This window comes from Aquariibacter albus (genome assembly GCF_014145335.1).
Lineage (GTDB): Bacteria > Pseudomonadota > Gammaproteobacteria > Burkholderiales > Burkholderiaceae_C > Aquariibacter > Aquariibacter albus.
Genome location: NZ_JACIVI010000005.1, coordinates 19,503 through 43,835, shown reverse-complemented (window position 1 = coordinate 43,835; position 24,333 = coordinate 19,503). Strand labels below are relative to the sequence as shown.

19 protein-coding genes and 4 tRNA genes are annotated in these 24,333 nt (G+C 67.1%); 22 read left to right on the top strand and 1 reads right to left on the bottom strand.

Annotated features, from left to right (window positions below; genetic code table 11):
- Positions 1-44: 44 nt before the first annotated feature.
- The 18 genes from trpE to rpoC all read left to right on the top strand — a co-directional run bounded on the left by trpE (position 45) and on the right by rpoC (position 19,069).
- Complete coding sequence (trpE, locus tag H4F90_RS12565; protein WP_407926188.1) at positions 45-1,544, top strand: anthranilate synthase component I; 1,500 nt, start codon at positions 45-47, stop codon at positions 1,542-1,544.
- A gap of 15 nt (positions 1,545-1,559) precedes the next feature.
- On the top strand, positions 1,560-2,129 hold the full coding sequence (locus H4F90_RS12560; RefSeq protein ID WP_182665122.1) for an anthranilate synthase component II: 570 nt from the start codon (positions 1,560-1,562) through the stop codon (positions 2,127-2,129).
- 32 nt (positions 2,130-2,161) lie between these two features.
- The gene (gene trpD / locus H4F90_RS12555; protein WP_182665120.1) at positions 2,162-3,196 is read left to right on the top strand and encodes an anthranilate phosphoribosyltransferase; all 1,035 of its coding nucleotides are present in this window, start codon (positions 2,162-2,164) and stop codon (positions 3,194-3,196) included.
- A 37-nt stretch (positions 3,197-3,233) separates the two neighbouring features.
- Positions 3,234-4,031, top strand: a complete 798-nt coding sequence (gene trpC, locus H4F90_RS12550) for an indole-3-glycerol phosphate synthase TrpC (RefSeq protein WP_182665118.1) — start codon at positions 3,234-3,236, stop codon at positions 4,029-4,031.
- A 128-nt stretch (positions 4,032-4,159) separates the two neighbouring features.
- Positions 4,160-4,867, top strand: coding sequence for a uracil-DNA glycosylase (locus tag H4F90_RS12545; protein ID WP_182665468.1), 708 nt, complete (start codon positions 4,160-4,162; stop codon positions 4,865-4,867).
- A gap of 73 nt (positions 4,868-4,940) precedes the next feature.
- Positions 4,941-5,026: transfer RNA gene (locus tag H4F90_RS12540), tRNA-Tyr, on the top strand.
- A gap of 41 nt (positions 5,027-5,067) precedes the next feature.
- Positions 5,068-5,141, top strand: a tRNA-Gly gene (locus tag H4F90_RS12535).
- 63 nt (positions 5,142-5,204) lie between these two features.
- Positions 5,205-5,279 (top strand) — tRNA-Thr (locus H4F90_RS12530).
- Between the two features lie 42 nt (positions 5,280-5,321).
- On the top strand, positions 5,322-6,512 hold the full coding sequence (gene tuf, locus H4F90_RS12525; protein WP_182665115.1) for an elongation factor Tu: 1,191 nt from the start codon (positions 5,322-5,324) through the stop codon (positions 6,510-6,512).
- 20 nt (positions 6,513-6,532) lie between these two features.
- Positions 6,533-6,608 (top strand) — tRNA-Trp (locus tag H4F90_RS12520).
- Between the two features lie 191 nt (positions 6,609-6,799).
- Complete coding sequence (gene secE, locus H4F90_RS12515; protein ID WP_182665114.1) at positions 6,800-7,186, top strand: preprotein translocase subunit SecE; 387 nt, start codon at positions 6,800-6,802, stop codon at positions 7,184-7,186.
- Positions 7,187-7,222: 36 nt separating this feature from the next.
- Positions 7,223-7,786: a transcription termination/antitermination protein NusG gene (nusG, locus tag H4F90_RS12510; RefSeq protein WP_182665112.1), complete on the top strand. Its 564-nt coding sequence runs from the start codon at positions 7,223-7,225 to the stop codon at positions 7,784-7,786.
- Between the two features lie 183 nt (positions 7,787-7,969).
- Entirely contained in the window at positions 7,970-8,401 is a 432-nt protein-coding gene (gene rplK / locus H4F90_RS12505; RefSeq protein WP_182665110.1) for a 50S ribosomal protein L11, read from the top strand.
- 1 nt (position 8,402) lies between these two features.
- Complete coding sequence (gene rplA / locus H4F90_RS12500) at positions 8,403-9,110, top strand: 50S ribosomal protein L1 (protein WP_182665108.1); 708 nt, start codon at positions 8,403-8,405, stop codon at positions 9,108-9,110.
- Positions 9,111-9,399: 289 nt separating this feature from the next.
- The gene (gene rplJ / locus H4F90_RS12495; protein WP_182665106.1) at positions 9,400-9,924 is read left to right on the top strand and encodes a 50S ribosomal protein L10; all 525 of its coding nucleotides are present in this window, start codon (positions 9,400-9,402) and stop codon (positions 9,922-9,924) included.
- A gap of 60 nt (positions 9,925-9,984) precedes the next feature.
- Positions 9,985-10,365: a 50S ribosomal protein L7/L12 gene (gene rplL, locus H4F90_RS12490; RefSeq protein WP_182665104.1), complete on the top strand. Its 381-nt coding sequence runs from the start codon at positions 9,985-9,987 to the stop codon at positions 10,363-10,365.
- 317 nt (positions 10,366-10,682) lie between these two features.
- On the top strand, positions 10,683-14,810 hold the full coding sequence (gene rpoB / locus H4F90_RS12485; protein ID WP_182665102.1) for a DNA-directed RNA polymerase subunit beta: 4,128 nt from the start codon (positions 10,683-10,685) through the stop codon (positions 14,808-14,810).
- Between the two features lie 20 nt (positions 14,811-14,830).
- The gene (gene rpoC, locus H4F90_RS12480) at positions 14,831-19,069 is read left to right on the top strand and encodes a DNA-directed RNA polymerase subunit beta' (protein ID WP_182665100.1); all 4,239 of its coding nucleotides are present in this window, start codon (positions 14,831-14,833) and stop codon (positions 19,067-19,069) included.
- 63 nt (positions 19,070-19,132) lie between these two features.
- On the opposite strand, the gene H4F90_RS12475 is transcribed toward rpoC, so the two are convergent.
- On the bottom strand, positions 19,133-19,624 hold the full coding sequence (locus H4F90_RS12475) for a putative toxin-antitoxin system toxin component, PIN family (protein WP_328700924.1): 492 nt from the start codon (positions 19,622-19,624) through the stop codon (positions 19,133-19,135).
- A 257-nt stretch (positions 19,625-19,881) separates the two neighbouring features.
- Here H4F90_RS12475 and rpsL point away from each other — a divergent pair, with 257 nt between their 5' ends.
- From rpsL to tuf (H4F90_RS12455), 4 genes are all read left to right on the top strand, one after another.
- Positions 19,882-20,259 carry a 30S ribosomal protein S12 gene (gene rpsL / locus H4F90_RS12470; protein WP_182665098.1) on the top strand — a complete coding sequence of 126 codons (378 nt, stop codon included), beginning with the start codon at positions 19,882-19,884 and terminating at the stop codon, positions 20,257-20,259.
- A gap of 166 nt (positions 20,260-20,425) precedes the next feature.
- Complete coding sequence (gene rpsG, locus H4F90_RS12465; RefSeq protein WP_182665096.1) at positions 20,426-20,896, top strand: 30S ribosomal protein S7; 471 nt, start codon at positions 20,426-20,428, stop codon at positions 20,894-20,896.
- A gap of 81 nt (positions 20,897-20,977) precedes the next feature.
- Entirely contained in the window at positions 20,978-23,080 is a 2,103-nt protein-coding gene (gene fusA / locus H4F90_RS12460) for an elongation factor G (RefSeq protein ID WP_182665094.1), read from the top strand.
- 154 nt (positions 23,081-23,234) lie between these two features.
- Positions 23,235-24,333: elongation factor Tu (tuf, locus tag H4F90_RS12455; RefSeq protein ID WP_182665092.1), on the top strand; the 1,099-nt coding region annotated here is incomplete at its 3' end.

The following is a 24,333-nucleotide window of genomic DNA, read 5'->3' as shown; positions in this document are numbered from 1 at the left end:
CGCCGAGCCTGTGCCGCGGGCCGGGCCATGGAGGGCCCGCCGACGTGATCACGCTGACCCCTGAAGATTTCGAGCGCCTGGCCGCCGAGGGCCACAACCGCGTGGCCCTGGTCGAGCAGGCTTTCGCCGACCTCGAAACCCCGCTCACCCTCTACCTCAAGCTGGCCGCCGGCCAGCCGCTGAGCTTCCTGCTGGAGTCGGTGGTCGGGGGCGAGCGCTTCGGCCGCTACTCCTTCATCGGCCTGCCGGCCCGCACCCTGCTGCGCTCGGTCGAGGGCGGGCTGGAAGTCGTCACCGACGGCCAGGTCGTCGAGACCCTGGCCGGCAACCCGCTGGACGCCATCGCTGCGTACCAGCAGCGCTTCAAGCTGGCCCCGCAGCCCGGGCTGCCGCGTTTTGCCGGCGGCCTGGCCGGCTACTTCGGCTACGACGCGGTGCGCCACATGGAGCAGCGCCTGGCCCATGCCGGCCGCAAGCCCGGCGGCCTGGGCACGCCCGACATCCTGCTGCTGCAGACTGAGGAGGTGGCCGTCATCGACAACCTCAGTGGCCGGCTCTCGCTCATCGTCTGGGCCGACCCGGGCCAGCCCGGCGCCCATGCCCGCGCCCGCGCCCGCCTGGCCGAACTGCGCGCCCGCCTGGACCAGCCGGCCCGCGCCCCGGCCGTGGTGCCGGTGGACCCGCAGCCCGTGCAGCGCCACTTCGAGCGCGCCGACTACGAGGCGGCCGTGCAGCGCTGCAAGGACTACATCGCGGCCGGCGACTGCATGCAGGTCGTCATCGGCCAGCGCCTGCAGAAGCCCTTCGCGGCCAGCCCGCTCTCGCTCTACCGCGCGCTGCGCTCCCTCAACCCCAGCCCCTACATGTACTACTACGACCTGGGCGGCTTCCAGGTGGTGGGCGCCTCGCCGGAGATCCTGGTGCGGCATGAGCAGGTGCAGACGCCCGAGGGCGAGGCCGCCGAGAAGATCACCATCCGCCCCCTGGCTGGCACCCGTCCGCGCGGCGCCACGCCGGAGGCCGACGCCGCCGCCGAGGCCGAGCTGCTCGCCGACCCCAAGGAGCGCGCCGAGCATGTGATGCTGATCGACCTGGCGCGCAACGACATCGGCCGCATCGCCCGCACCGGCAGCGTGAAGGTGACCGAGGCCTTCGAGGTCGAGCGCTACTCGCACGTCATGCACATCGTCAGCAACGTCGAGGGCCTGCTCAAGCCCGGCCTGAGCAACCTCGACGTGCTGCGCGCCACCTTCCCGGCCGGCACGCTCAGCGGCGCGCCCAAGATCCGCGCGATGGAGATCATCGAGGACCTGGAGCCCGTGCCGCGCGGGGTCTACGGCGGCGCCTGCGGCTACCTCAGCTTCGCCGGCGACATGGACGTGGCCATCGCCATCCGCACCGGCATCGTCCAGGACGGCATGCTCTACGTGCAGGCCGCGGCCGGCGTGGTCGCCGATTCCCAGCCCGCGCTGGAATGGGCCGAGACCGAGGCCAAGGCCCGCGCCCTGCTGCGCGCGGCCGAGCTGGTGGAACAGGGTTTCTGAGGGAAGGGGCGCGCCATGCTGCTGATGATCGACAACTACGACTCCTTCACCTACAACCTCGTGCAGTACTTCGCCGAGCTGGGCGAGGAGGTGCGGGTGCACCGCAACGACGAGATCACGCTCGACGAGATCGAAGCCCTGCGGCCCGACCGCCTGGTGCTTTCGCCGGGGCCGTGCTCGCCGAACGAGGCGGGCATCTGCGTGCCGGCGATCCGGCACTTCGCCGGCAAGCTGCCCATCCTGGGCGTGTGCCTCGGGCACCAGAGCATCGGCGCCGCGCTGGGCGGTGACATCGTCCGCGCCCGGGTGCAGATGCACGGCAAGACCAGCACCATCCACACCGACCGGCGCGGCGTCTTCAGCGAGCTGCCCGAGAAGTTCACCGTGATCCGCTACCACTCGCTGGCCATCGCGCCGGCCACGCTGCCGGCCGAGCTGGAGATCAGCGCCACCACCGAGGACGGCGAGATCATGGGCGTGCGCCACCGCACCCTGCCCATTGAGGGCGTGCAGTTCCACCCCGAATCCATCCTGACCGAGCACGGTCACGCGATGCTGAAGAACTTCCTGCTCGACCGCCGTTGAGCCCGGGCCCTGCCGAACGAGGAGCTGCCGCCATGACGATCAGCGACACCGCCGCGCTGCAGCGCGTGATCGAGCACCGCGAGATCTTCCACGACGAGATGCTGCACCTGATGCGCCGCATCATGGGCGGCGAGATGTCGCCGGTGATGATGGCCGCGCTCATCGCCGGCCTGCGGGTGAAGAAGGAGACGGTCGGCGAGATCAGCGCCGCCGCCCAGGTGATGCGCGAATTCGCCACGAAGGTCGAGGTGGCCGACCGCCGCCACCTGGTCGACATCGTCGGCACCGGGGGTGATGGTTCGCACACCTTCAACATCTCGACGGCCTCGGTCTTCGTGGCGGCCGCGGCCGGCGCGCGGGTGGCCAAGCACGGCGGGCGCAGCGTGTCCTCGACCAGCGGCAGCGCCGACGCGATGGAGGCCCTGGGCGCGCGCATGCTGCCGCCGGACCGCGTGGCCGACTGCATCGCCGAGACCGGCATCGGCTTCATGTTCGCGCCCCACCACCATGCGGCCATGAAGCACGCCGCCCCGGTGCGCAAGGAGCTGGGCGTGCGCACGCTCTTCAACATCCTCGGCCCGCTGACCAACCCGGCCGGCGCCACCCGGCAGCTGCTGGGCGTCTTTCACCCGGACCTGGTCGGCATCCTGGCGCGCGTGCTGCAGCGCCTGGGCTCGGAGCATGTGCTGGTCGTGCACGGCCGCAATGGCATGGACGAGATCTCGCTCTCGGGCGAGACCCTGGTGGCCGAGCTGAAGGACGGCGTCATCCACGAGTACACCGTCCACCCCGCCGGGCTGGGCCTCACGCCCTGCGACGACGCGGTGCTGAAGGTGCCGGACCGCGAGGCCTCGGTGGCCATGATCCGCCGCGTGCTCGACGACGAGGCCGGCGCGCCGCGCGACATCGTGCTGCTCAACGCCGGAGCGGCCCTGCACGCCGCCGGCGTGGCGGCCGACCTGGTCGAGGGCGTGGCCCGCGCCCGCGAGGCCGTGGCCTCCGGCGCGGCGCGCCGCAAACTGGCCGACTTCGTCGCCTGCACCCAGCGCCTGGCCCCGGCGGCCTGAGCGCTTCCCTGTCTTTTCCGCGCCCGACGAGTTCCCGATGAGCGACATCCTGCAGAAGATCGTGGCCACCAAGCACGAGGAGCTGGCCGAGCGGCGCCAGCGCCGTTCGCTGGCCTCGCTGCGCGAGGCCGCCGAGGGCGCCGAGCGCCGGGCCGACCGGCGCGACTTCCTGGCTGCCCTGCGGGCGCCGATCGCGGCCGGCCGCGCCGGCGTGATCGCCGAGGTCAAGAAGGCCAGTCCCAGCAAGGGCGTGCTGCGCGAGCCCTTCCACCCGGCCGAGATCGCCGTCAGCTACGCCCGCCACGGCGCCGCCTGCCTGAGCGTGCTGACCGACGCGCGCTACTTCCAGGGGAGCGAGGCCTACCTGCGCGAAGCCCGCGCCGCCTGCGCCCTGCCGGTGCTGCGCAAAGACTTCATGGTCGACGAATACCAGGTGCACGAGGCCCGCGTGATGGGGGCCGACTGCATCCTGCTGATCGCCGCCTGCCTGGGTGACGGCCAGATGGCCGAGCTGGAGGCCTGCGCCCACGCGCTCGGCATGGACGTGCTGGTCGAGGTGCATGACGGCGAAGAGCTGGACCGGGCCCTGCGTCTCAAGACGCCGCTGGTCGGCATCAACAACCGCAACCTGCGGACCTTCGAGGTCACGCTCGACACCACCCTGGGCCTGCTGCCGCGCGTGCCCGCCGATCGCCTGCTGGTCACCGAGAGCGGCATCCTGGCGCCGGCCGATATGCGTCGCATGCGCGAGGCCCAGGTCCATGCCTTCCTGATCGGCGAGGCCTTCATGCGCGCGCCCGACCCGGGCGCCGCCCTGGCCGAGCTGCTGGCCTGAGCCGCTCGGCCGTGAGCGCGCGCGCGCCACGCCGGGTGGACGACACCACGCAGCCCCTGCCCTGGGGCGAGCCTGGGCCGGCTGCCGCAGTTCCGGCATCCGCCACACCGTCCGATCCGCAGCCCGCCCTGGGGGTACAGGTGGCGGACTTGCCTCCGGGCTGGCAGCCGACGGTTCGCGCCTTTCTTGCCACGCCGGCCGGGCAGGCGCTGGAGGCCTTCCTGGCGGCCGAGCGGGTCGCCGGTGCGCGGGTCTATCCACCCGACCCCTTCCGCGCGCTGCGCCTGACCGCGCCGGAAGCGGTCCGCGTCGTCATCCTCGGCCAGGACCCCTACCACGGTCCTGGTCAGGCCGAGGGCCTGGCCTTCTCCGTCGCGCCTGGTCGGCCGCACCCGCCCAGCCTGCGCAATCTGCTGGCCGAGCGTGCACGGGACCTCGGCCTGCCGCCGCCGCGCAGCGGCAGCCTGCTCGCCTGGGCCGGCCGCGGCGTGCTGCTGCTCAACACCACCCTGACCGTGCGCGACGGCGAGCCCGCCAGCCACGCCGGCCGGGGCTGGGAGGCGCTCAGCGCGGCCTTGCTCGACCAGGTCGCCGCCGATCCTGCGCCCAAGGTCTTTCTGCTCTGGGGTGCGCACGCGCAGCGCCTGGGCGAGCGCATCGCCCAGGCCGGCCCGGCCCACCTGCGGCTGGAGGCCAACCATCCTTCGCCGCTGTCGGCCCGCCGTCCGCCGCGGCCTTTCCTGGGCTGCGGGCACTTCGGCCTGGCCCAGGCCTGGCTCCAGGCCCGCGGGCGCCCCCTGGACGGCGGCTGGACCCTGCCGGCGGATGCCGCCTGAGCGCTTCCCCGGGTGTCGCGAGAAAAGCTTGCGGAAAAACAAGAACCCCGTGCTATAGTCGCGGGCTCGCCGTGGAGGGGTGCCCGAGTGGCTAAAGGGGGCAGACTGTAAATCTGTTGGCTTACGCCTACGCTGGTTCGAATCCAGCCTCCTCCACCAAGCGAACTTCCGGCAGGTCCTGCCGGACCGCTTCCGGCGATGCGGGAGTAGTTCAATGGCAGAACCTCAGCCTTCCAAGCTGATGGCGCGGGTTCGATTCCCGTCTCCCGCTCCAGGCTTCGAGGTCTGCAAGGTCGATACCGATGTGCGTTGCGAGTCAGCGCAGACCTGTGTCGATGCCCATGTGGCTCAGTGGTAGAGCACTCCCTTGGTAAGGGAGAGGTCGCGCGTTCGATCCGCGCCATGGGCACCACCTTCATCCCTCAGCGTCAGCACAGCTCGTCAGGAGATCGCGATGGCAAAAGGCAAGTTTGAGCGCACCAAGCCGCACGTGAACGTGGGCACCATTGGTCACGTGGACCATGGCAAGACGACGCTGACGGCGGCGATCACCACCATCCTGGCGCAGAAGTTCGGGGGCGAGGCCAAGGCCTACGACCAGATCGATGCGGCGCCGGAAGAAAAGGCGCGCGGCATCACGATCAACACCGCGCACGTTGAGTACGAGACCGCCAACCGCCACTACGCGCACGTCGACTGCCCCGGGCACGCCGACTACGTGAAGAACATGATCACGGGTGCCGCCCAGATGGACGGCGCCATCCTGGTGTGCTCGGCCGCGGACGGCCCGATGCCCCAGACCCGTGAGCACATCCTGCTGGCCCGCCAGGTGGGCGTGCCCTACATCATCGTCTTCCTGAACAAGTGCGACATGGTCGACGACGCCGAGCTGCTCGAGCTCGTCGAGATGGAAGTGCGCGAACTGCTCAGCAAGTACGACTTCCCGGGTGACGACACCCCCATCGTCCACGGCAGCGCCAAGCTCGCCATCGAAGGCGACAAGGGCCCGCTGGGCGAGCAAGCCATCCTCAAGCTGGCCGACGCGCTCGATAGCTACATCCCGACGCCCGAGCGCGCGGTGGACGGCGCCTTCCTGATGCCGGTCGAGGACGTGTTCTCGATCTCGGGTCGCGGCACCGTGGTGACCGGTCGCGTCGAGCGCGGCATCGTCAAGGTCGGCGAGGAAATCGAGATCGTCGGCATCAAGGCCACGCAGAAGACCACCTGCACCGGCGTGGAAATGTTCCGCAAGCTGCTGGACCAGGGCCAGGCGGGCGACAACGTCGGCATCCTGCTGCGCGGCACCAAGCGCGAAGACGTCGAGCGCGGCCAAGTGCTGTGCAAGCCGGGTTCGATCAAGCCGCACACGCACTTCACCGCCGAGGTGTACGTGCTGAGCAAGGACGAAGGCGGCCGCCACACCCCGTTCTTCAACAACTACCGCCCGCAGTTCTACTTCCGCACGACGGACGTGACGGGTGCGGTGGAACTGCCGAAGGACAAGGAAATGGTGATGCCGGGCGACAACGTGTCGATCACGGTCAAGCTGATCGCCCCGATCGCGATGGAAGAAGGCCTGCGCTTCGCCATCCGTGAAGGCGGCCGCACCGTCGGCGCCGGCGTCGTGGCCAAGATCATCGAGTAAGACAAGCCAGGTTCAGGCGTAGGGGCATAGCTCAATTGGCAGAGCGTCGGTCTCCAAAACCGAAGGTTGGGGGTTCGAGACCCTCTGCCCCTGCCACGCCGAACCGATCGAACCACCGCAGCGTCTTCAAGGGCTGCTTCGAGGTCTTCGCCACGAAGCGCGTCTGAAAGATGCTCCGCGCAGCAGCCCGCAACAGGCCTCACGGCCCGGCGGGCTTTGCTGCTGAATGAGCGGCCTGGTGCCCGGGTCCGGAACTGTTCCGGTCGGGTGCCGCCGAAGCGAACACCATGAGTGCATCTCCCTCCGTCGAAACCGTGACGCCTGCCGCCGACAAGGCCAAGCTGGCGGCGGTCGGCGTGCTGGTCGTGGCAGCCATCGCGGCCTTCTACCTTCTGGCCAGCCAGCCCCTGTGGCAGCGCGTGATCGCGCTGCTGCTGCTGCTGGCCGGGGCCGTCGCCCTGTTCTTCCGGGCCGAGCCGGGCAAGCGCCTCGTCGGCTTCGGCCGGGATGCTGCCCGCGAGCTGCGCAAGGTCGTCTGGCCGAGCCGCAAGGAGGCGACGCAGATGACGCTCTACGTCTTCGCCTTCGTCGTGGTCATGGCGCTGTTCCTGTGGCTGACCGACAAGACGCTGGAATGGGTCTTCTACGACCTGATCCTCGGCTGGCGCCGCTGATCGCCCCCGACCCCGCGCGATCCTGAAGGACCCCCGATGAGCGAGACCCCGCAGATCCCCGCCGCCGCCCCCCTGCGTTGGTATGTCGTGCACGCCTACTCCGGCATGGAGAAGGCCGTGGAGCGCAACCTGCGCGAGCGCATCGATCGCGCCGGCATGCAGGACAAGTTCGGCCGCATCCTCGTCCCGACCGAAGAAGTCGTCGAGATGAAGAACGGCAAGAAGGCCGTGACCGAGCGCCGCTTCTTCCCGGGCTATGTGCTGGTCGAGATGCTGATGGACGACGACTCCTGGCACCTGGTCAAGCACACCTCCAAGGTGACGGGCTTCGTCGGCGGGGCCAAGAACCGTCCGACGCCGATCTCGGAAGACGAGGTCATGAAGATCGTCAACCAGATGCAGGAAGGCATCGAGAAGCCGCGGCCCAAGGTCGAGTGGGAAGTCGGCGAGGTGGTGCGCGTCAAGGAAGGTCCCTTCACCGACTTCAACGGCGCGATCGAGGAAGTCAACTACGACAAGTCCAAGATCCGCGTGTCGGTCACCATCTTCGGTCGCGCCACGCCGGTCGAGCTGGACTTCCACCAGATCGAGAAGATTTGAGGCGTCGGGCCTTCGGCCCGCGCCTGAACGAACAGCCCCGGTGGCGGGGCGCCCTTCGCAAGATGAGGTCACGCCACCCGTCCCAGCCGGCACGAGACGCCGGCACGAGGAGCCCGGGGCCCTGCCCCAGGCGTTTGCACTCAAGCCCCGCCGCAGGCCGCGGACGGGGTCATCGGAGCAAGCATGGCCAAGAAGATTGTCGGCTTCATCAAGCTGCAAATCCCCGCAGGGAAGGCGAATCCGTCGCCCCCGATCGGTCCGGCGCTGGGTCAGCGCGGTCTGAACATCATGGAGTTCTGCAAGGCGTTCAACGCCAAGACCCAGGGCATGGAGCCCGGTCTGGTGTTGCCGGTGGTGATCACCGCCTTCGCCGACAAGAGCTTCACTTTCGTCCTCAAGACGCCGCCGGCCACCGTGCTGCTGAAGAAGGCCGCCAAGATCGAGCGTGGCTCGGCCCGTCCGCACACGGACAAGGTCGCCAAGCTGACCCGCGCGCAGGTCGAGGAAATCGCCAAGACCAAGCAGCCGGACCTGACCGCTGCCGACCTGGATGCGGCGGTTCGCACGATCGCGGGCTCGGCCCGTTCGATGGGCATCATGGTGGAGGGCGTCTGACATGGCCAAGCTGACCAAGAAAGCCAAGGCCCTGCAGGGCAAGGTTGAGACCACGAAGCTGTATCCGATCGACGAGGCGCTGGCCCTGGTGCAGTCCTTCGCGACCGCCAAGTTCGACGAGTCGATCGACGTCTCGGTGCAGCTCGGCGTCGATGCGAAGAAGTCCGACCAGGTCGTCCGCGGCGCGGTCGTGATGCCCAACGGCACCGGCAAGACCAAGCGTGTCGCCGTCTTCGCCCAGGGCGCCAAGGCAGAGGAAGCCAAGGCTGCCGGCGCCGACATCGTCGGCATGGAAGACCTGGCCGAGCGCGTCAAGGCGGGCGACATGCCCTTCGACGTGGTCATCGCCTCGCCGGACACCATGCGCGTCGTCGGGACCCTGGGTCAGATCCTGGGCCCGCGCGGCCTGATGCCGAACCCGAAGGTCGGCACCGTGACCCCGGACGTTGCCACGGCCGTCAAGAACGCGAAGGCTGGCCAGGTCCAGTTCCGCGTCGACAAGGCCGGCATCATCCACGGCACGATCGGCCGCCGCTCCTTCGACGGCGACAAGCTCAAGGGCAATCTGCAGGCCCTGCTGGAAGCCCTGAACAAGGCCAAGCCGGCGTCGAGCAAGGGCGTCTACCTGCGCAAGGTGGCCGTGTCCTCGACCATGGGCGTCGGCGTGCGCGTCGACGTCGCCTCGATCAACGCCCAAGCGGGCGCCTGATCGGCTGAAACATCCGGTGCCGCGCGGGTCTGGCGCGGTGCCTCAAGGATTGGTGGGCCGGTGGCGCAAGCCGCCGGGCCATCCAAGACCGCTGGTGCGGGATTCCGGTCCCGCTTAATCGTCTGGCCCTCGGGCCGGGCAGCCAGCGCAGATGGCGGTCCCGCCGCAAAGGTTGGTCTCGGGGTGTCGCAAGAGGTCCCGGGGTTCCTGAACGGCAAGGTCGCTGCAACCCGGTGTGGAGGGTGTGCGGGCTTCGTCCCGGACCTTTCCACGTTTTAAGGAGTGGACCTTGAGTCTCAATCGCAACGAGAAAGCAGCCGTTGTCGAGGAAGTGTCGGCCCAGGCGGCCAAGGCACAGACCTTGGCCGTGGCCGAGTACCGTGGCCTCACCGTCGCTCATCTGGACGCACTGCGCAAGACCGCGCGGGAAAAGGGTGTCTATCTTCACGTGCTGAAGAACACCCTGGCCCGTCGCGCTGTTGCCGGTACGTCCTTTGAGGTGGCCGAGGCCCAGTTCGTCGGCCCGCTGATCTACGGCTTCTCCGAAGATGCCGTCGCCGCAGCCAAAGTCATCGCCGACTTTGCCAAGACGAACGACAAGCTGGTCATCAAGGGCGGTGCCTTTGGCGGCAAGGTGCTGGACGTCGAAGGCGTCAAGGCCCTGGCCAATGTGCCCAGCAAGGAAGTTCTGCTGGCCCAGCTGCTCGGTCTGCTGCAGACCCCGATCTCCGGCCTGGCCCGCGTGCTGGCCGAGGTGGCCAAGAAGCAAGGTGGCGGCGCCGAAGCGCCTGCTGCCGAAGCGGCCGCTGCCTGAGATCGTCTCTTCTGATTCAACCGTACGAAGACCGTACGACAACCGATTTAGGAACCCCAAATGGCTTTCGACAAAGACGCCTTCCTGGCTGCCCTGGACACCATGACCGTCCTGGAACTCAACGACCTGGTCAAGGCCGTTGAAGAGAAGTTCGGCGTGTCCGCCGCGGCCGTCGCCGTCGCCGGTGGCGGTGCCGCCGGTGGCGCCGCCGCCCCGGCCGCCGAAGAGAAGACCGAGTTCAACGTCGTGCTGCTCGAAGCCGGCGCCAACAAGGTCTCGGTCATCAAGGCCGTGCGCGAACTGACCGGCCTGGGCCTCAAGGAAGCCAAGGACCTGGTCGACGGCGCGCCCAAGAACGTCAAGGAAGCGATCGCCAAGGCCGACGCCGAAGCCGCCGTCAAGAAGCTGGTGGAAGCCGGCGCCAAGGCCGAGATCAAGTAATCTCGACCCGCACAGGGGGCTGGGTGCCGGTTTCGGCCCCCAGCCTTTTGTGCTTCCAGGGTCGGAGGACGCCAAGCGGCATCCACCGGCCCCGGAGAGCAGCTGCAAGGTCCGCATCGCATGCGGGGCGGGCCTTGCAAGTGTTCTCTGAACCGACTGCAGAGAACCGGTTTGGTCGGACTGGGGTGCAAGGCTCCGGTTGTCCGCCAGCGGCAGGTAGTGGCCTGCCACCAAGCAGCAGACGCAAAGTCTGCGCCGCCAGTCGCCGAACGGGTGCTGCCTGGGCCGGGCGGTGTCCCTTCGACACGGAGTGATTCATGGCGCAAGCATCCCCCTACAGCTACACCGAGCGCAAGCGCATCCGCAAGAGCTTCGGCAAGCGCGAGAACGTGCTCGGCGTGCCCTACCTGCTCTCGATGCAGAAGGATTCGTACGTCGCCTTCCTTCAGAAGGACGTGCCGCCGCAGAAGCGCAAGCCCGAGGGCCTGCAAGCCGCCTTCCTTTCCGCCTTCCCGATCGTTTCGCACAACGGGTTCGTGGAGATGAAGTTCATCGAATTCAACATGGCCAAGCCCGCCTTCGACACGCGGGAATGCCAGCAGCGCGGCCTGACCTACGCCGCCGCCGTGCGCGCCAAGCTGCAGATGATCATCTATGACCGGGAGGCCTCGACCTCGCAGTCCAAGGTGGTCAAGGAGATCAAGGAACAAGAGGTCTACATGGGCGAGGTGCCCCTGATGACCGACTACGGCTCCTTCATCGTCAACGGCACCGAGCGCGTCATCGTCTCGCAGCTGCACCGTTCGCCGGGCGTCTTCTTCGAGCACGACAAGGGCAAGACCCACAGCTCGGGCAAGCTGCTGTTCAGCGCGCGGATCATTCCCTACCGCGGCTCCTGGCTGGACTTCGAGTTCGATCCGAAGGACATCCTCTACTTCCGTGTCGACCGCCGTCGCAAGATGCCGGTCACCATCCTGCTCAAGGCCATCGGCCTGAACCCCGAGCAGATCCTGGCGAACTTCTTCGTCTTCGACAACTTCCGCCTGATGGACGCGGGGGCGCAGATGGAGTTCGTGCCGGCGCGCCTGAAGGGCGAGGTCGCGCGCTTCGACATCACCGACAAGTCGGGTGCGGTGGTCGTCGAGAAGGACAAGCGCATCACCGCGCGCCACGTGAAGCAGCTCGAAACCTCCGGCACCACCTTCATCTCGGTGCCCGAGGACTTCCTGGTGGGGCGCGTGGTGGCCAAGAACATGGTCGACCCGGACACCGGCGAGATCCTGGCCAAGGCCAACGACGAGCTGACCGAGTCGCTGCTCAAGAAGCTGCGCAGCGCCGGCATCAAGGACCTGCAGTGCCTGTTCACCAATGAACTGGACCAGGGCGCCTACATCTCGCAGACCCTGGCCTCGGACGAGACCGCCGACGAGCTGGCCGCCCGCGTGGCCATCTACCGCATGATGCGTCCCGGCGAACCGCCGACCGAGGACGCGGTGCAGGCCCTGTTCAACCGCCTCTTCTACGACGCGGCGACCTACGACCTCTCGCGCGTGGGCCGCATGAAGTTCAACGCCCGCGTCGGCCGCAACGAGTCGGTCGGCCCGATGACGCTGAGCAACGAGGACATCCTCGCGGTCGTCAAGATCCTGGTCGACCTGCGCAACGGCAAGGGCGAGGTCGACGACATCGACCACCTCGGCAACCGCCGCGTGCGCTGCGTGGGCGAACTGGCCGAGAACCAGTACCGCTCCGGCCTGGCCCGCATCGAGAAGGCCGTGAAGGAGCGTCTGGGCCAGGCCGAGACCGAGGCCCTGATGCCGCACGACCTGATCAACTCCAAGCCGATCAGCGCGGCGCTCAAGGAGTTCTTCGGGGCGAGCCAGCTCTCGCAGTTCATGGACCAGACCAACCCGCTGTCGGAGATCACGCACAAGCGTCGCGTCTCGGCCCTGGGCCCGGGCGGTCTGACCCGCGAGCGCGCCGGCTTCGAAGTCCGCGACGTGCACCCGACCCACTACGGCCGGGTCTGCCCGATCGAGACGCCGGAAGGCCCGAACATCGGCCTGATCAACTCGCTGGCCCTGTATGCGCAGCTCAACGAGTACGGCTTCCTGGAAACGCCCTACCGTCGCGTGGTCGATGGTCAGGTGACCGACCAGATCGACTACCTGTCGGCCATCGAGGAAGGCAAGTACATCATCGCCCAGGCGAATGCCACGCTGGACGCGCAGGGCCGCCTCAGCGACGAGCTGGTCTCGGCGCGTGAGAAGGGCGAGTCGGTGCTGACCTCGCCGGGTCGCATCCAGTACATGGACGTGGCCCCGACGCAGATCGTCTCGGTCGCCGCCTCCCTGGTGCCCTTCCTGGAGCACGACGATGCGAACCGCGCGCTGATGGGCGCCAACATGCAGCGTCAGGCCGTGCCGACGCTGCGTCCCGAGAAGGCCGTGGTCGGCACCGGGGTCGAGCGCGTCGCCGCGGTCGACTCCGGCACCGTCGTCACCGCCCGCCGCGGGGGCGTGGTCGACTATGTCGACACCAACCGCATCGTGATCCGCGTGAACGACGCGGAAACGGTGGCCGGTGAAGTCGGTGTCGACATCTACAACCTGATCAAGTACCAGCGCTCCAACCAGAACACCAACATCCACCAGCGCCCGATCGTCAAGCGCGGCGACAAGGTGGGGGCGGGTGATGTGGTGGCCGACGGCGCGTCGACGGACCTGGGCGAACTCGCCCTGGGCCAGAACATGCTGGTCGCCTTCATGCCCTGGAACGGCTACAACTTCGAAGACTCGATCCTGATCTCCGAACGCGTGGTGGCCGAAGACCGCTACACCTCGATCCACATCGAGGAGCTGGTGGTGATGGCCCGCGACACCAAGCTGGGCAGCGAGGAAATCACCCGCGACATCCCGAACCTGTCGGAGAACCAGCTCGGCCGGCTCGACGAGTCCGGCATCGTCTTCATCGGCGCCGAGGTCGGCCCGGGCGATGTGCTGGTCGGCAAGGTCACGCCCAAGGGCGAGACCACGCTGACGCCGGAAGAGAAGCTGCTGCGCGCGATCTTCGGCGAGAAGGCCAGCGACGTGAAGGACACCTCGCTGCGCGTCGACCAGGGCACCTCGGGCACCGTCATCGACGTGCAGGTCTTCACCCGCGAGGGCATCCAGCGCGACAAGCGTGCCCAGCAGATCATCGACGACGAGCTCAAGCGCTTCCGCCTGGACCTGAACGACCAGCTGCGCATCGTCGAGGCCGACGCCTTCGACCGGATCGAGAAGCTGCTGGTCGGCAAGGTGGCCAACGGCGGCCCGCAGAAGCTGGCCAAGGGCACGACCCTGGGCAAGGACTATCTGTCGAGCGTCGAGAAGTACCACTGGTTCGACATCCGTCCCGCCGAGGACGAGGTGGCCAACCAGCTCGAAAGCATCAAGAACGCGCTGGAGCAGACCCGCCACAGCTTCGACCTGGCCTTCGAGGAAAAGCGCAAGAAGCTCACCCAGGGCGACGAGCTGCCCGCGGGCGTGCTCAAGATGGTCAAGGTCTACCTGGCCGTCAAGCGCCGCCTGCAGCCCGGCGACAAGATGGCCGGCCGCCACGGCAACAAGGGCGTCGTGTCCAAGATCACCCCGATCGAGGACATGCCCTACATGGCCGACGGCACCCCGGCCGACATCGTGCTGAACCCGCTGGGCGTGCCCTCGCGGATGAACGTCGGCCAGGTGCTGGAAGTGCATCTGGGCTGGGCCGCCAAGGGCCTGGGCCAGCGCATCGGTGACATGCTGCAGCAGGAGGCCAAGGTGGCCGAGCTGCGCAAGTTCTTCGACGAGCTCTACAACCAGAGTGGCGGCAAGACCGAGGACCTGGGCCAGCTCAGCGATGCCGAGCTTGTCGAGATGGCGGGCAACCTGAAGAACGGCGTGCCCTTCGCGACCCCGGTCTTCGACGGCGCGGCCGAAGAGGAGATCCGCGCGATGCTCCACCTCGCCTACCCCGAGGACATCGCGCAGAAGAAGGGCCTCAACGCGACCCGCACCCAGGCCTGGCTGTGCGACGGCCGCACCGGCGAGCAGTTCGAGCGTCCGGTCACCGTCGGCTACATGCACGTGCTGAAGCTGCACCACCTGGTCGACGACAAGATGCACGCCCGCTCGACCGGTCCGTACTCGCTCGTCACCCAGCAGCCGCTGGGCGGCAAGGCGCAGTTCGGTGGCCAGCGCTTCGGTGAAATGGAAGTCTGGGCCCTGGAAGCCTACGGCGCGTCCTACGTGCTGCAGGAGATGCTGACCGTGAAGTCCGATGACGTGAACGGCCGCACCAAGGTCTACGAGAACATCGTCAAGGGCGAGCACGCCATCGACGCCGGCATGCCGGAGTCGTTCAACGTGCTGGTCAAGGAAATCCGTTCGCTCGGTATCGACATCGAGCTCGAGCGCAACTGAGAACGGACAAGGAGCACCCCATGAAAGGTTTGCTGGACCTCTTCAAGCAGTTCACGCCCGACGAGCACTTCGACGCGATCAAGATCGGGCTGGCCTCGCCCGAGAAGATCCGCTCGTGGTCCTTCGGTGAAGTGAAGAAGCCCGAGACGATCAACTACCGCACCTTCAAGCCGGAGCGGGATGGCCTGTTCTGCGCCAAGATCTTCGGTCCGATCAAGGACTACGAGTGCCTGTGCGGCAAGTACAAGCGCCTGAAGCACCGCGGCGTGATCTGCGAGAAGTGCGGCGTCGAAGTCACCCAGACCAAGGTGCGCCGCGATCGCATGGGTCACATCGACCTGGCCGCGCCCTGCGCCCACATCTGGTTCCTGAAGTCGCTGCCCTCGCGTCTCGGCCTGGTGCTGGACATGACGCTGCGCGACATCGAGCGCGTGCTGTACTTCGAAGCCTATGTGGTGACCGACCCCGGCATGACCCCGCTGAAGAAGTTCGGGATCATGTCGGAGGACGAGTACGACACCAAGAAGCGCGAGTTCGGTGACGAGTTCGTCGCGCAGATGGGTGCCGAGGGCATCAAGAAGCTGCTGGAGGAGATGGATCTCGACGTCGAGATCGACAAGCTCCGCAACGACATGACCGGCAGCGAGCTGAAGGTCAAGAAGAACAGCAAGCGCCTGAAGGTCATGGAGGCCTTCAAGAAGTCCGGCATCAAGCCGAACTGGATGGTGCTGGACGTGCTGCCCGTGCTGCCGCCGGACCTGCGTCCGCTGGTGCCGCTGGACGGCGGCCGCTTCGCGACCTCGGACCTGAACGACCTCTATCGCCGCGTCATCAACCGCAACAACCGCCTCGCGCGGCTGCTGGAGCTGAAGGCGCCGGAGATCATCGTGCGCAACGAGAAGCGCATGCTGCAGGAGGCCGTGGACTCGCTGCTCGACAACGGCCGTCGCGGCAAGGCGATGACGGGCGCGAACAAGCGCGCGCTGAAGTCGCTGGCCGACATGATCAAGGGCAAGAGCGGCCGCTTCCGGCAGAACCTGCTGGGCAAGCGCGTCGACTACTCCGGCCGTTCGGTCATCGTGGTCGGCCCGACGCTCAAGCTGCATCAGTGCGGCCTGCCCAAGCTGATGGCGCTGGAGCTGTTCAAGCCCTTCATCTTCTCGCGCCTCGAAGCCATGGGCATCGCCACCACCATCAAGGCGGCGAAGAAGGAAGTGGAATCGGGCACGCCGGTGGTCTGGGACATCCTTGAAGAAGTCATCAAGGAGCACCCGGTCATGCTGAACCGGGCGCCGACCCTGCACCGCCTGGGCATCCAGGCCTTCGAGCCGGTGCTCATCGAGGGCAAGGCGATCCAGCTGCATCCGCTGGTCTGCGCGGCCTTCAACGCCGACTTCGACGGCGACCAGATGGCCGTCCACGTGCCGCTGTCGATCGAAGCGCAGATGGAAGCCCGCGCGCTGATGCTGGCCTCCAACAATGTGCTGTTCCCGGCCAACGGTGAACCGTCGATCGTGCCGTCGCAGGACGTGGTGCTGGGTCTGTACTACGCGACCCGCGAGCGCACCAACGGCAAGGGCGAAGGCATGGTCTTCGCCGACACCAACGAGGTGCAGCGTGCGCTGGACAACGGCGTGGTCGAGATCACCGCCAAGATCAATGTGCGTCTGACGGAATGGACCAAGGACGCCGACGGCGTTTTCCAGCCGGAGACCAAGCTGGTCGAGACCACCGTCGGTCGTGCGCTGCTCAGCGAGATCCTGCCCAAGGGCCTGCCCTTCGCGAACATCAACAAGGCGCTGAAGAAGAAGGAGATCAGCAAGCTGATCAATGCCTCCTTCCGCAAGTGCGGCCTGAAGGAGACCGTGGTGCTGGCCGACAAGCTGCTGCAGAGCGGCTTCCGTCTGGCCACCCGCGCGGGCATCTCCATCGGCATCGACGACATGCTCGTGCCCAAGGAGAAGCAGGGCCTGATCGAGCGCGCCGAGAAGGAAGTCAAGGAGATCGAGCAGCAGTACGTCTCGGGTCTCGTGACCGCCGGCGAGCGCTACAACAAGGTCGTCGACATCTGGGGCAAGACCGGTGACGAAGTGGGCAAGGTCATGATGGCCCAGCTCGCCAAGCAGAAGGTCGTCGACCGCCACGGCAAGGAAGTGGACCAGGAGTCCTTCAACTCCATCTACATGATGGCCGACTCGGGTGCGCGGGGTTCCGCGGCCCAGATCCGCCAGCTCGCGGGCATGCGCGGCCTGATGGCCAAGCCGGACGGCTCGATCATCGAGACGCCGATCACCGCGAACTTCCGCGAAGGCCTGAACGTTCTGCAGTACTTCATCTCCACCCACGGCGCCCGAAAGGGCCTGGCGGACACGGCGCTGAAGACCGCGAACTCCGGCTACCTCACGCGCCGCCTGGTGGACGTGACGCAGGATCTGGTCGTGACCGAAGACGACTGCGGCACCGACCACGGCATCAACATGCGTGCGCTGGTCGAAGGCGGCGAGGTCATCGAATCGCTGCGCGACCGCATCCTGGGCCGTGTGACCGCCAATGAGGTCATCCATCCCGAGACCCAGGCCGTGCTGGTGCCCTCCGGCCACATGCTGGACGAGGACACCCTCGACCTGCTGGAGAAGGAAGGCATCGACGAGGTCAAGGTCCGCACCCCGCTGACCTGCGACACCCGCTACGGCCTGTGCGCCAAGTGCTATGGCCGCGACCTGGGTCGCGGTGGCCTGGTCAACACCGGCGAAGCGGTGGGCGTGATTGCCGCGCAGTCGATCGGCGAGCCCGGCACCCAGCTGACGATGCGGACCTTCCACATCGGTGGCGCGGCCTCGCGCGCCGCGGTGGCCTCCAGTGTCGAAGCCAAGAGCGACGGCCTGATCAGCTTCAACGCCACCATGCGTTCGGTGGCCAACGGCAAGGGCGAACTGGTCGTCATCTCGCGTTCCGGCGAGATCGTGATCAGCGACCCGCATGGCCGCGAGCGCGAGCGCCACAAGGTGCCCTACGGCGCGACGCTCAACATCCAGGCGGAGCAGGCCATCAAGGCGGGCACCATCCTCGCGACCTGGGACCCGCTGACCCGCCCGATCATCACGGAGTTCGCCGGTCTGGCGAAGTTCGAGAACGTCGAGGAGGGCGTGACCGTCGCCAAGCAGGTGGACGAGGTGACCGGCCTGTCGACCCTGGTCGTGATCGACCCGAAGCGCCGTGGCGCGGCCAAGGTCGTGCGTCCGCAGGTCAAGCTGCTCGATGCCGACGGCAAGGAAGTCAAGATCCCGGGCACCGACCACTCGGTGACCATCGGCTTCCAAGTCGGCTCGCTGATCCAGATCCGCGACGGCCAGCAGCTCGCCCCGGGCGAGGTGCTCGCCCGCATCCCGGTCGAAGGCCAGAAGACCCGCGACATCACCGGCGGTCTGCCGCGGGTGGCCGAGCTGTTCGAGGCCCGCACGCCCAAGGACAAGGGCACGCTGGCCGAGATGACCGGCACGGTCTCTTTCGGCAAGGAGACCAAGGGCAAGGTGCGCCTGCAGATCACCGATCCGGAAGGCCGCGTCTTCGAGGAGCTGGTGCCCAAGGAAAAGAACATCCTGGTGCACGAAGGCCAGGTGGTGAACAAGGGCGAGTCCATCGTCGACGGCCCGGCGGACCCGCAGGACATCCTGCGACTGCTCGGCATCGAGGCCCTGGCCACCTACATCGTCGACGAGGTGCAGGACGTCTACCGTCTGCAGGGCGTGAAGATCAACGACAAGCACATCGAGGTGATCGTTCGCCAGATGCTGCGCCGCGTGCAGATCGTCAACCCGGGCGACTCCTCCTACATCGCCGGTGAACAGGTCGAGCGCTCGGAGCTGCTCAACACCAACGAGCGCCTGCGGGCCGAGGGCAAGCTGATCGCCACGCATGCCGACGTGTTGCTGGGCATCACCAAGGCTTCGCTGTCGACCGACTCCTTCATCTCGGCGGCCTCCTTCCAGGAGACCACCCGGGTGCTGACCGAGGCAGCCATCATGGGCAAGCGCGACGAGCTCCGTGGCCTGAAGGAGAACGTGATCGTCGGCCGACTGATCCCCGCCGGCACCGGTCTCGCCTTCCACCAGGCCCGCAAGGTCAAGGAAGAGATGGACGAGAGCGAGCGCCGCGCGATCGCGATGCAGGAAGCCGAGGAGCAGGCTGCCCTGGCCGGCGCCGAGTTCGACGGTGCCGAGGAGCAGCCTCCGCTGCCGGGCGCCGACGACGCGAGCTGATCCGGACACCGGCCCCGCAAGGGGCCGGTCCCGAACGATTGAGGCGGCTTCGGCCGCCTTTTTTCATGGCGGTGTGCCGGGCTGCAGGGTAGGGTGCTGGTCGGGCCGCCCGATCCACAGGCCGAGGGCGGCGGCGCGCTTGCGCAGCACCAGCAGGTCGCGGTCGCGCGTGAGCAGCACGTCGGCGCGGCAGGCCAGGGCCAGGTCGATGAAGGCCTGGTCGTCCGGATCCCGGCAACGCAGGCGTGGCTGGGGGGAGGGCTCGGGCAGCATCTCGGCCCAGCGGGACCAGGCTTGCGCCACCCGCTGCGGGTCGGGTGACCAGCGCTGCAGCATGCTGCGCCGCAGCGTGCGCTCACATTCCTGCTGCATCCAGGGGCTGGCGAGCCAGCGCAGGCGGCTGGCGCTCAGGGCCTGGACCCAGGCTGCGGACGCAGGCTCGTCAAAGACCAGCCAATCCAGCAGCAGTTGGGTGTCGATCACGGCCCGCAGCGGCGCCGGAGCGCCGGCCTTTGACGCGTCCGAGGGCGGGGGATCGTCGAGGGGTGGGTTCACGGTGCCAGGAGCTTCTTGCAGCAATGCTTGACGCAGCCTACAATGGAAAGCTTTTCGGCAGTTTCTGCTTCGCTCTTTGCTGGGCGTCGAGCTGACAGGCCTTGCGTGTTGGGCGGGACCGGACCCGCCCAAGACCGCAGGCGCCGCGTTCAGCCGCGAGATGGGTGTGGGGCGGGAGTCTTCGACTCCGCCACGCGTTTCGCGCGCAGGGACCGTCGGGAAGGTTCATGTAACTTCACACGGGAACAAGTTACCCCATGCCGACCATCAACCAGCTCGTGCGCCACGGTCGCGAGACCGAAGTCACGAAATCCAAGTCGCCGGCCATGCAGGCCTGCCCGCAACGTCGTGGCGTCTGCACCCGCGTCTACACCACCACCCCGAAGAAGCCGAACTCGGCGCTGCGGAAGGTCGCCAAGGTGCGCCTGACCAATGGCTTCGAGGTGATCTCCTACATCGGCGGCGAAGGCCACAACCTCCAGGAACACAGCGTCGTGCTGGTTCGTGGTGGCCGGGTCAAGGACCTGCCGGGTGTGCGCTATCACATCGTCCGTGGTTCCCTCGACCTGCAGGGCGTCAAGGACCGGAAGCAGTCGCGTTCGAAGTACGGCGCGAAGCGCCCGAAGAAGGCCTGATCCAGGTCGGGCGCCGCGTTCAACGCGGTGTCATCGCGGGTGCGCATGCTGCGCGCCCAGGGTTGTCGGTTGGAGCGCAAGCTGCGCGCCGCCGAGTAAGTGGATGCCCCGGATGGGCGTCCGTGGTCCGGAAGTCCGGGCCGACTGAAGCAATAAAGGAAGAGTCATGCCTCGTCGTCGCGAAGTCCCCAAGCGCGAGATCCTGCCCGATCCGAAGTTCGGCAATGTGGATCTCTCGAAGTTCATGAACGTGGTCATGGAGTCCGGCAAGAAGGCCGTGGCCGAACGGATCATCTACGGCGCCCTCGAGCAAGTCGAGAAGAAGGCCCAGCGTGATCCGCTCGAAGTGTTCCTGACCGCGCTGAACAACGTGAAGCCGATGGTCGAAGTGAAGTCCCGCCGCGTCGGCGGTGCGAACTACCAGGTTCCCGTGGAAGTTCGCCCCGTCCGCCGCGTCGCGCTGGCCATGCGCTGGCTCAAGGATTCGGCCCGCAAGCGCAGCGAGAAGTCGATGGCCCAGCGTCTGGCCAACGAACTGCTGGAGGCCTCGGAAGGCCGCGGCGGCGCGATGAAGAAGCGCGACGAAGTGCACCGCATGGCCGAGGCCAACAAGGCCTTCTCGCACTTCCGCTTCTAAGCCGACCGACCCCCTGATGTCCCCGGCTGCCCTGGCCGATCCTGTGGATCGGCGGGGCGGCTTTCGTATTTGGAGCCCACCATGTCCCGCAAAACCCCCATCGAGCGCTACCGCAACATCGGTATCTCTGCGCACATCGATGCCGGCAAGACCACCACGACCGAGCGCATCCTGTTCTACACCGGCGTGAACCACAAGATCGGCGAAGTGCACGATGGCGCTGCGACGATGGACTGGATGGAGCAGGAGCAGGAGCGGGGCATCACCATCACCTCGGCGGCGACGACCTGCTTCTGGAAGGGCATGGACCTGTCCCTGCCCGAGCACCGGATCAACATCATCGACACCCCGGGGCACGTGGACTTCACCATCGAAGTCGAGCGCTCGATGCGCGTGCTCGACGGCGCCTGCATGGTGTACTGCGCCGTGGGGGGCGTGCAGCCGCAGTCGGAAACCGTCTGGCGTCAGGCCAACAAGTACAAGGTGCCGCGCCTGGCCTTCGTCAACAAGATGGACCGCACCGGCGCCAACTTCTTCAAGGTCGTCGACCAGATGAAGGCCCGCCTCAAGGCCAACCCCGTGCCCATCGTCATTCCGATTGGCGCCGAGGAAAACTTCAAGGGTGTCGTCGACCTGCTCAAGATGAAGGCCATCCTGTGGGATGAGGCTTCGCAGGGCATGAAGTTCAGCTACGAAGAGATCCCGGCGGATCTGGTCGAAGTCGCCCAGGAATGGCGCGAGAAGATGGTCGAGGCCGCGGCCGAGGCCAACGAAGAGCTGATGAACAAGTACCTCGAGACGGGCGACCTGAGCGAGGACGAGATCAAGACGGCCATCCGCACCCGCACCATCGCGGCCGAGATCCAGCCGATGTTCTGCGGCACCGCCTTCAAGAACAAGGGCGTGCAGCGCATGCTGGACGGCGTGATCGACTTCATGCCCTCGCCGATCGACATTCCGCCGGTGCCGGGCACCGACGAGGACGAGCAGCCGGTCGTGCGCCGTGCCGACGACAGCGAGAAGTTTGCTGCCCTGGCCTTCAAGCTGATGACCGACCCCTACGTCGGCCAGCTGACCTTCGTGCGCGTGTACTCGGGCGTGCTGCTTTCGGGCGCCACCGTCTACAACCCGATCAAGGGCAAGAAGGAGCGCATCGGCCGGATCCTGCAGATGCACGCGAACCAGCGTGAGGAAATCAAGGAAATCCTGGCCGGCGACATCGCCGCCTGCGTGGGCCTGAAGGATGTGACCACGGGCGAGACCCTGTGCGATCCGGAAAGCATCATCACGCTGGAGAAGATGGTCTTCCCGGAGCCGGTCATCTCGCAGGCCGTCGAGCCCAAGACCAAGGCCGACCAGGAAAAGATGGGCATCGCCCTGTCGCGCCTGGCGGCCGAGGATCCGTCCTTCCGCGTGCGCACCGACGAAGAGTCCGGCCAGACCATCATTTCCGGCATGGGCGAGCTCCACCTGGAAATCATCGTCGACCGCATGAAGCGCGAGTTCGGCGTGGAAGCCAACGTCGGCAAGCCGCAGGTGGCCTACCGCGAGACCATCCGCAAGACCGCGACCGACGTCGAGGGCAAGTTCGTCCGCCAGTCGGGCGGCAAGGGCCAGTACGGCCACGTGGTGTTCACGGTCGAGCCGCAGGAGCCGGGCAAGGGCTTCACCTTCGTCGACGCGATCAAGGGTGGCGTCGTGCCGCGCGAATTCATTCCCGCGGTGGAGAAGGGCGTCATCGACACCCTGCCGAACGGCGTGCTGGCCGGCTTCCCGGTGGTTGACGTGAAGGTCACCCTGACCTTCGGTTCGTACCACGACGTGGACTCGAACGAAAACGCGTTCAAGATGGCCGCCTCGATGGGCTTCAAGGAAGCCTGTCGCAAGGCCAGCCCCGTCATCCTCGAGCCGATGATGGCCGTGGAAGTCGAGACCCCGGAAGACTACGCCGGCAACGTGATGGGCGACCTGTCGTCCCGTCGCGGCATGGTCCAGGGCATGGACGACATGCCCGGTGGCGGCAAGGTCATCAAGGCCGAGGTTCCGCTGTCGGAAATGTTCGGCTACTCGACCACGCTGCGCTCCATGTCGCAAGGTCGCGCGACCTACACGATGGAGTTCAAACACTACAGCGAAGCGCCGAAGAACGTCGCCGACGCGATCATCACCGCGCGCGCCAAGTAAGCGAAGGACAGGGCCGGTGCGGGCTCGCACCGGTCGCTCCACTTTTCCCGGTCTTCGTCCCGTCCGACCTCCCGCAGCCAGTGGCGAGAGGGTGTTCGGTGAGGCGGAAACCTAAAACCCTGGGCACTGGCAGTGCTCTTTATCGGAGATTGAAATGGCAAAAGGCAAGTTTGAGCGCACCAAGCCGCACGTGAACGTGGGCACCATTGGTCACGTGGACCATGGCAAGACGACGCTGACGGCGGCGATCACCACCATCCTGGCGCAGAAGTTCGGGGGCGAGGCCAAGGCCTACGACCAGATCGATGCGGCGCCGGAAGAAAAGGCGCGCGGCATCACGATCAACACCGCGCACGTTGAGTACGAGACCGCCAACCGCCACTACGCGCACGTCGACTGCCCCGGGCACGCCGACTACGTGAAGAACATGATCACGGGTGCCGCCCAGATGGACGGCGCCATCCTGGTGTGCTCGGCCGCGGACGGCCCGATGCCCCAGACCCGTGAGCACATCCTGCTGGCCCGCCAGGTGGGCGTGCCCTACATCATCGTCTTCCTGAACAAGTGCGACATGGTCGACGACGCCGAGCTGCTCGAGCTCGTCGAGATGGAAGTGCGCGAACTGCTCAGCAAGTACGACTTCCCGGGTGACGACACCCCCATCGTCCACGGCAGCGCCAAGCTCGCCATCGAAGGCGACAAGGGCCCGCTGGGCGAGCAAGCCATCCTCAAGCTGGCCGACGCGCTCGATAGCTACATCCCGACGCCCGAGCGCGCGGTGGACGGCGCCTTCCTGATGCCGGTCGAGGACGTGTTCTCGATCTCGGGTCGCGGCACCGTGGTGACCGGTCGCGTCGAGCGCGGCATCGTCAAGGTCGGCGAGGAAATCGAGATCGTCGGCATCAAGGCCACGCAGAAGACCACCTGCACCGGCGTGGAAATGTTCCGCAAGCTGCTGGACCAGGGCCAGGCGGGCGACAACGTCGGCATCCTGCTGCGCGGCACCAAGCGCGAAGACGTCGAGCGCGGCCAAGTGCTGTGCAAGCCGGGTTCGATCAAGCCGCACACGCACTTCACCGCCGAGGTGTACGTGCTGAGCAAGGACGAAGGCGGCCGCCACACCCCGTTCTTCAACAACTACCGCCCGCAGTTCTACTTCCGCACGACGGACGTGACGGGTGCGGTGGAACTGCCGAAGGACAAGGAAATGGTGATGCCGGGCGACAACGTGTCGATCACGGTCAAGCTGATTG

What these genes read in the sequence shown, in the direction of transcription:
- H4F90_RS12560 (WP_182665122.1), top strand. Translation starts at nt 1,560, where the DNA reads ATGCTGCTGATGATCGACAACTACGACTCCTTCACCTACAACCTCGTG.
- trpD (WP_182665120.1), top strand. Translation starts at nt 2,162, where the DNA reads ATGACGATCAGCGACACCGCCGCGCTGCAGCGCGTGATCGAGCACCGC.
- trpC (WP_182665118.1), top strand. Translation starts at nt 3,234, where the DNA reads ATGAGCGACATCCTGCAGAAGATCGTGGCCACCAAGCACGAGGAGCTG.
- tuf (WP_182665115.1), top strand. Translation starts at nt 5,322, where the DNA reads ATGGCAAAAGGCAAGTTTGAGCGCACCAAGCCGCACGTGAACGTGGGC.
- secE (WP_182665114.1), top strand. Translation starts at nt 6,800, where the DNA reads ATGAGTGCATCTCCCTCCGTCGAAACCGTGACGCCTGCCGCCGACAAG.
- nusG (WP_182665112.1), top strand. Translation starts at nt 7,223, where the DNA reads ATGAGCGAGACCCCGCAGATCCCCGCCGCCGCCCCCCTGCGTTGGTAT.
- rplK (WP_182665110.1), top strand. Translation starts at nt 7,970, where the DNA reads ATGGCCAAGAAGATTGTCGGCTTCATCAAGCTGCAAATCCCCGCAGGG.
- rplA (WP_182665108.1), top strand. Translation starts at nt 8,403, where the DNA reads ATGGCCAAGCTGACCAAGAAAGCCAAGGCCCTGCAGGGCAAGGTTGAG.
- rplL (WP_182665104.1), top strand. Translation starts at nt 9,985, where the DNA reads ATGGCTTTCGACAAAGACGCCTTCCTGGCTGCCCTGGACACCATGACC.
- rpoB (WP_182665102.1), top strand. Translation starts at nt 10,683, where the DNA reads ATGGCGCAAGCATCCCCCTACAGCTACACCGAGCGCAAGCGCATCCGC.
- rpoC (WP_182665100.1), top strand. Translation starts at nt 14,831, where the DNA reads ATGAAAGGTTTGCTGGACCTCTTCAAGCAGTTCACGCCCGACGAGCAC.
- rpsL (WP_182665098.1), top strand. Translation starts at nt 19,882, where the DNA reads ATGCCGACCATCAACCAGCTCGTGCGCCACGGTCGCGAGACCGAAGTC.
- rpsG (WP_182665096.1), top strand. Translation starts at nt 20,426, where the DNA reads ATGCCTCGTCGTCGCGAAGTCCCCAAGCGCGAGATCCTGCCCGATCCG.
- fusA (WP_182665094.1), top strand. Translation starts at nt 20,978, where the DNA reads ATGTCCCGCAAAACCCCCATCGAGCGCTACCGCAACATCGGTATCTCT.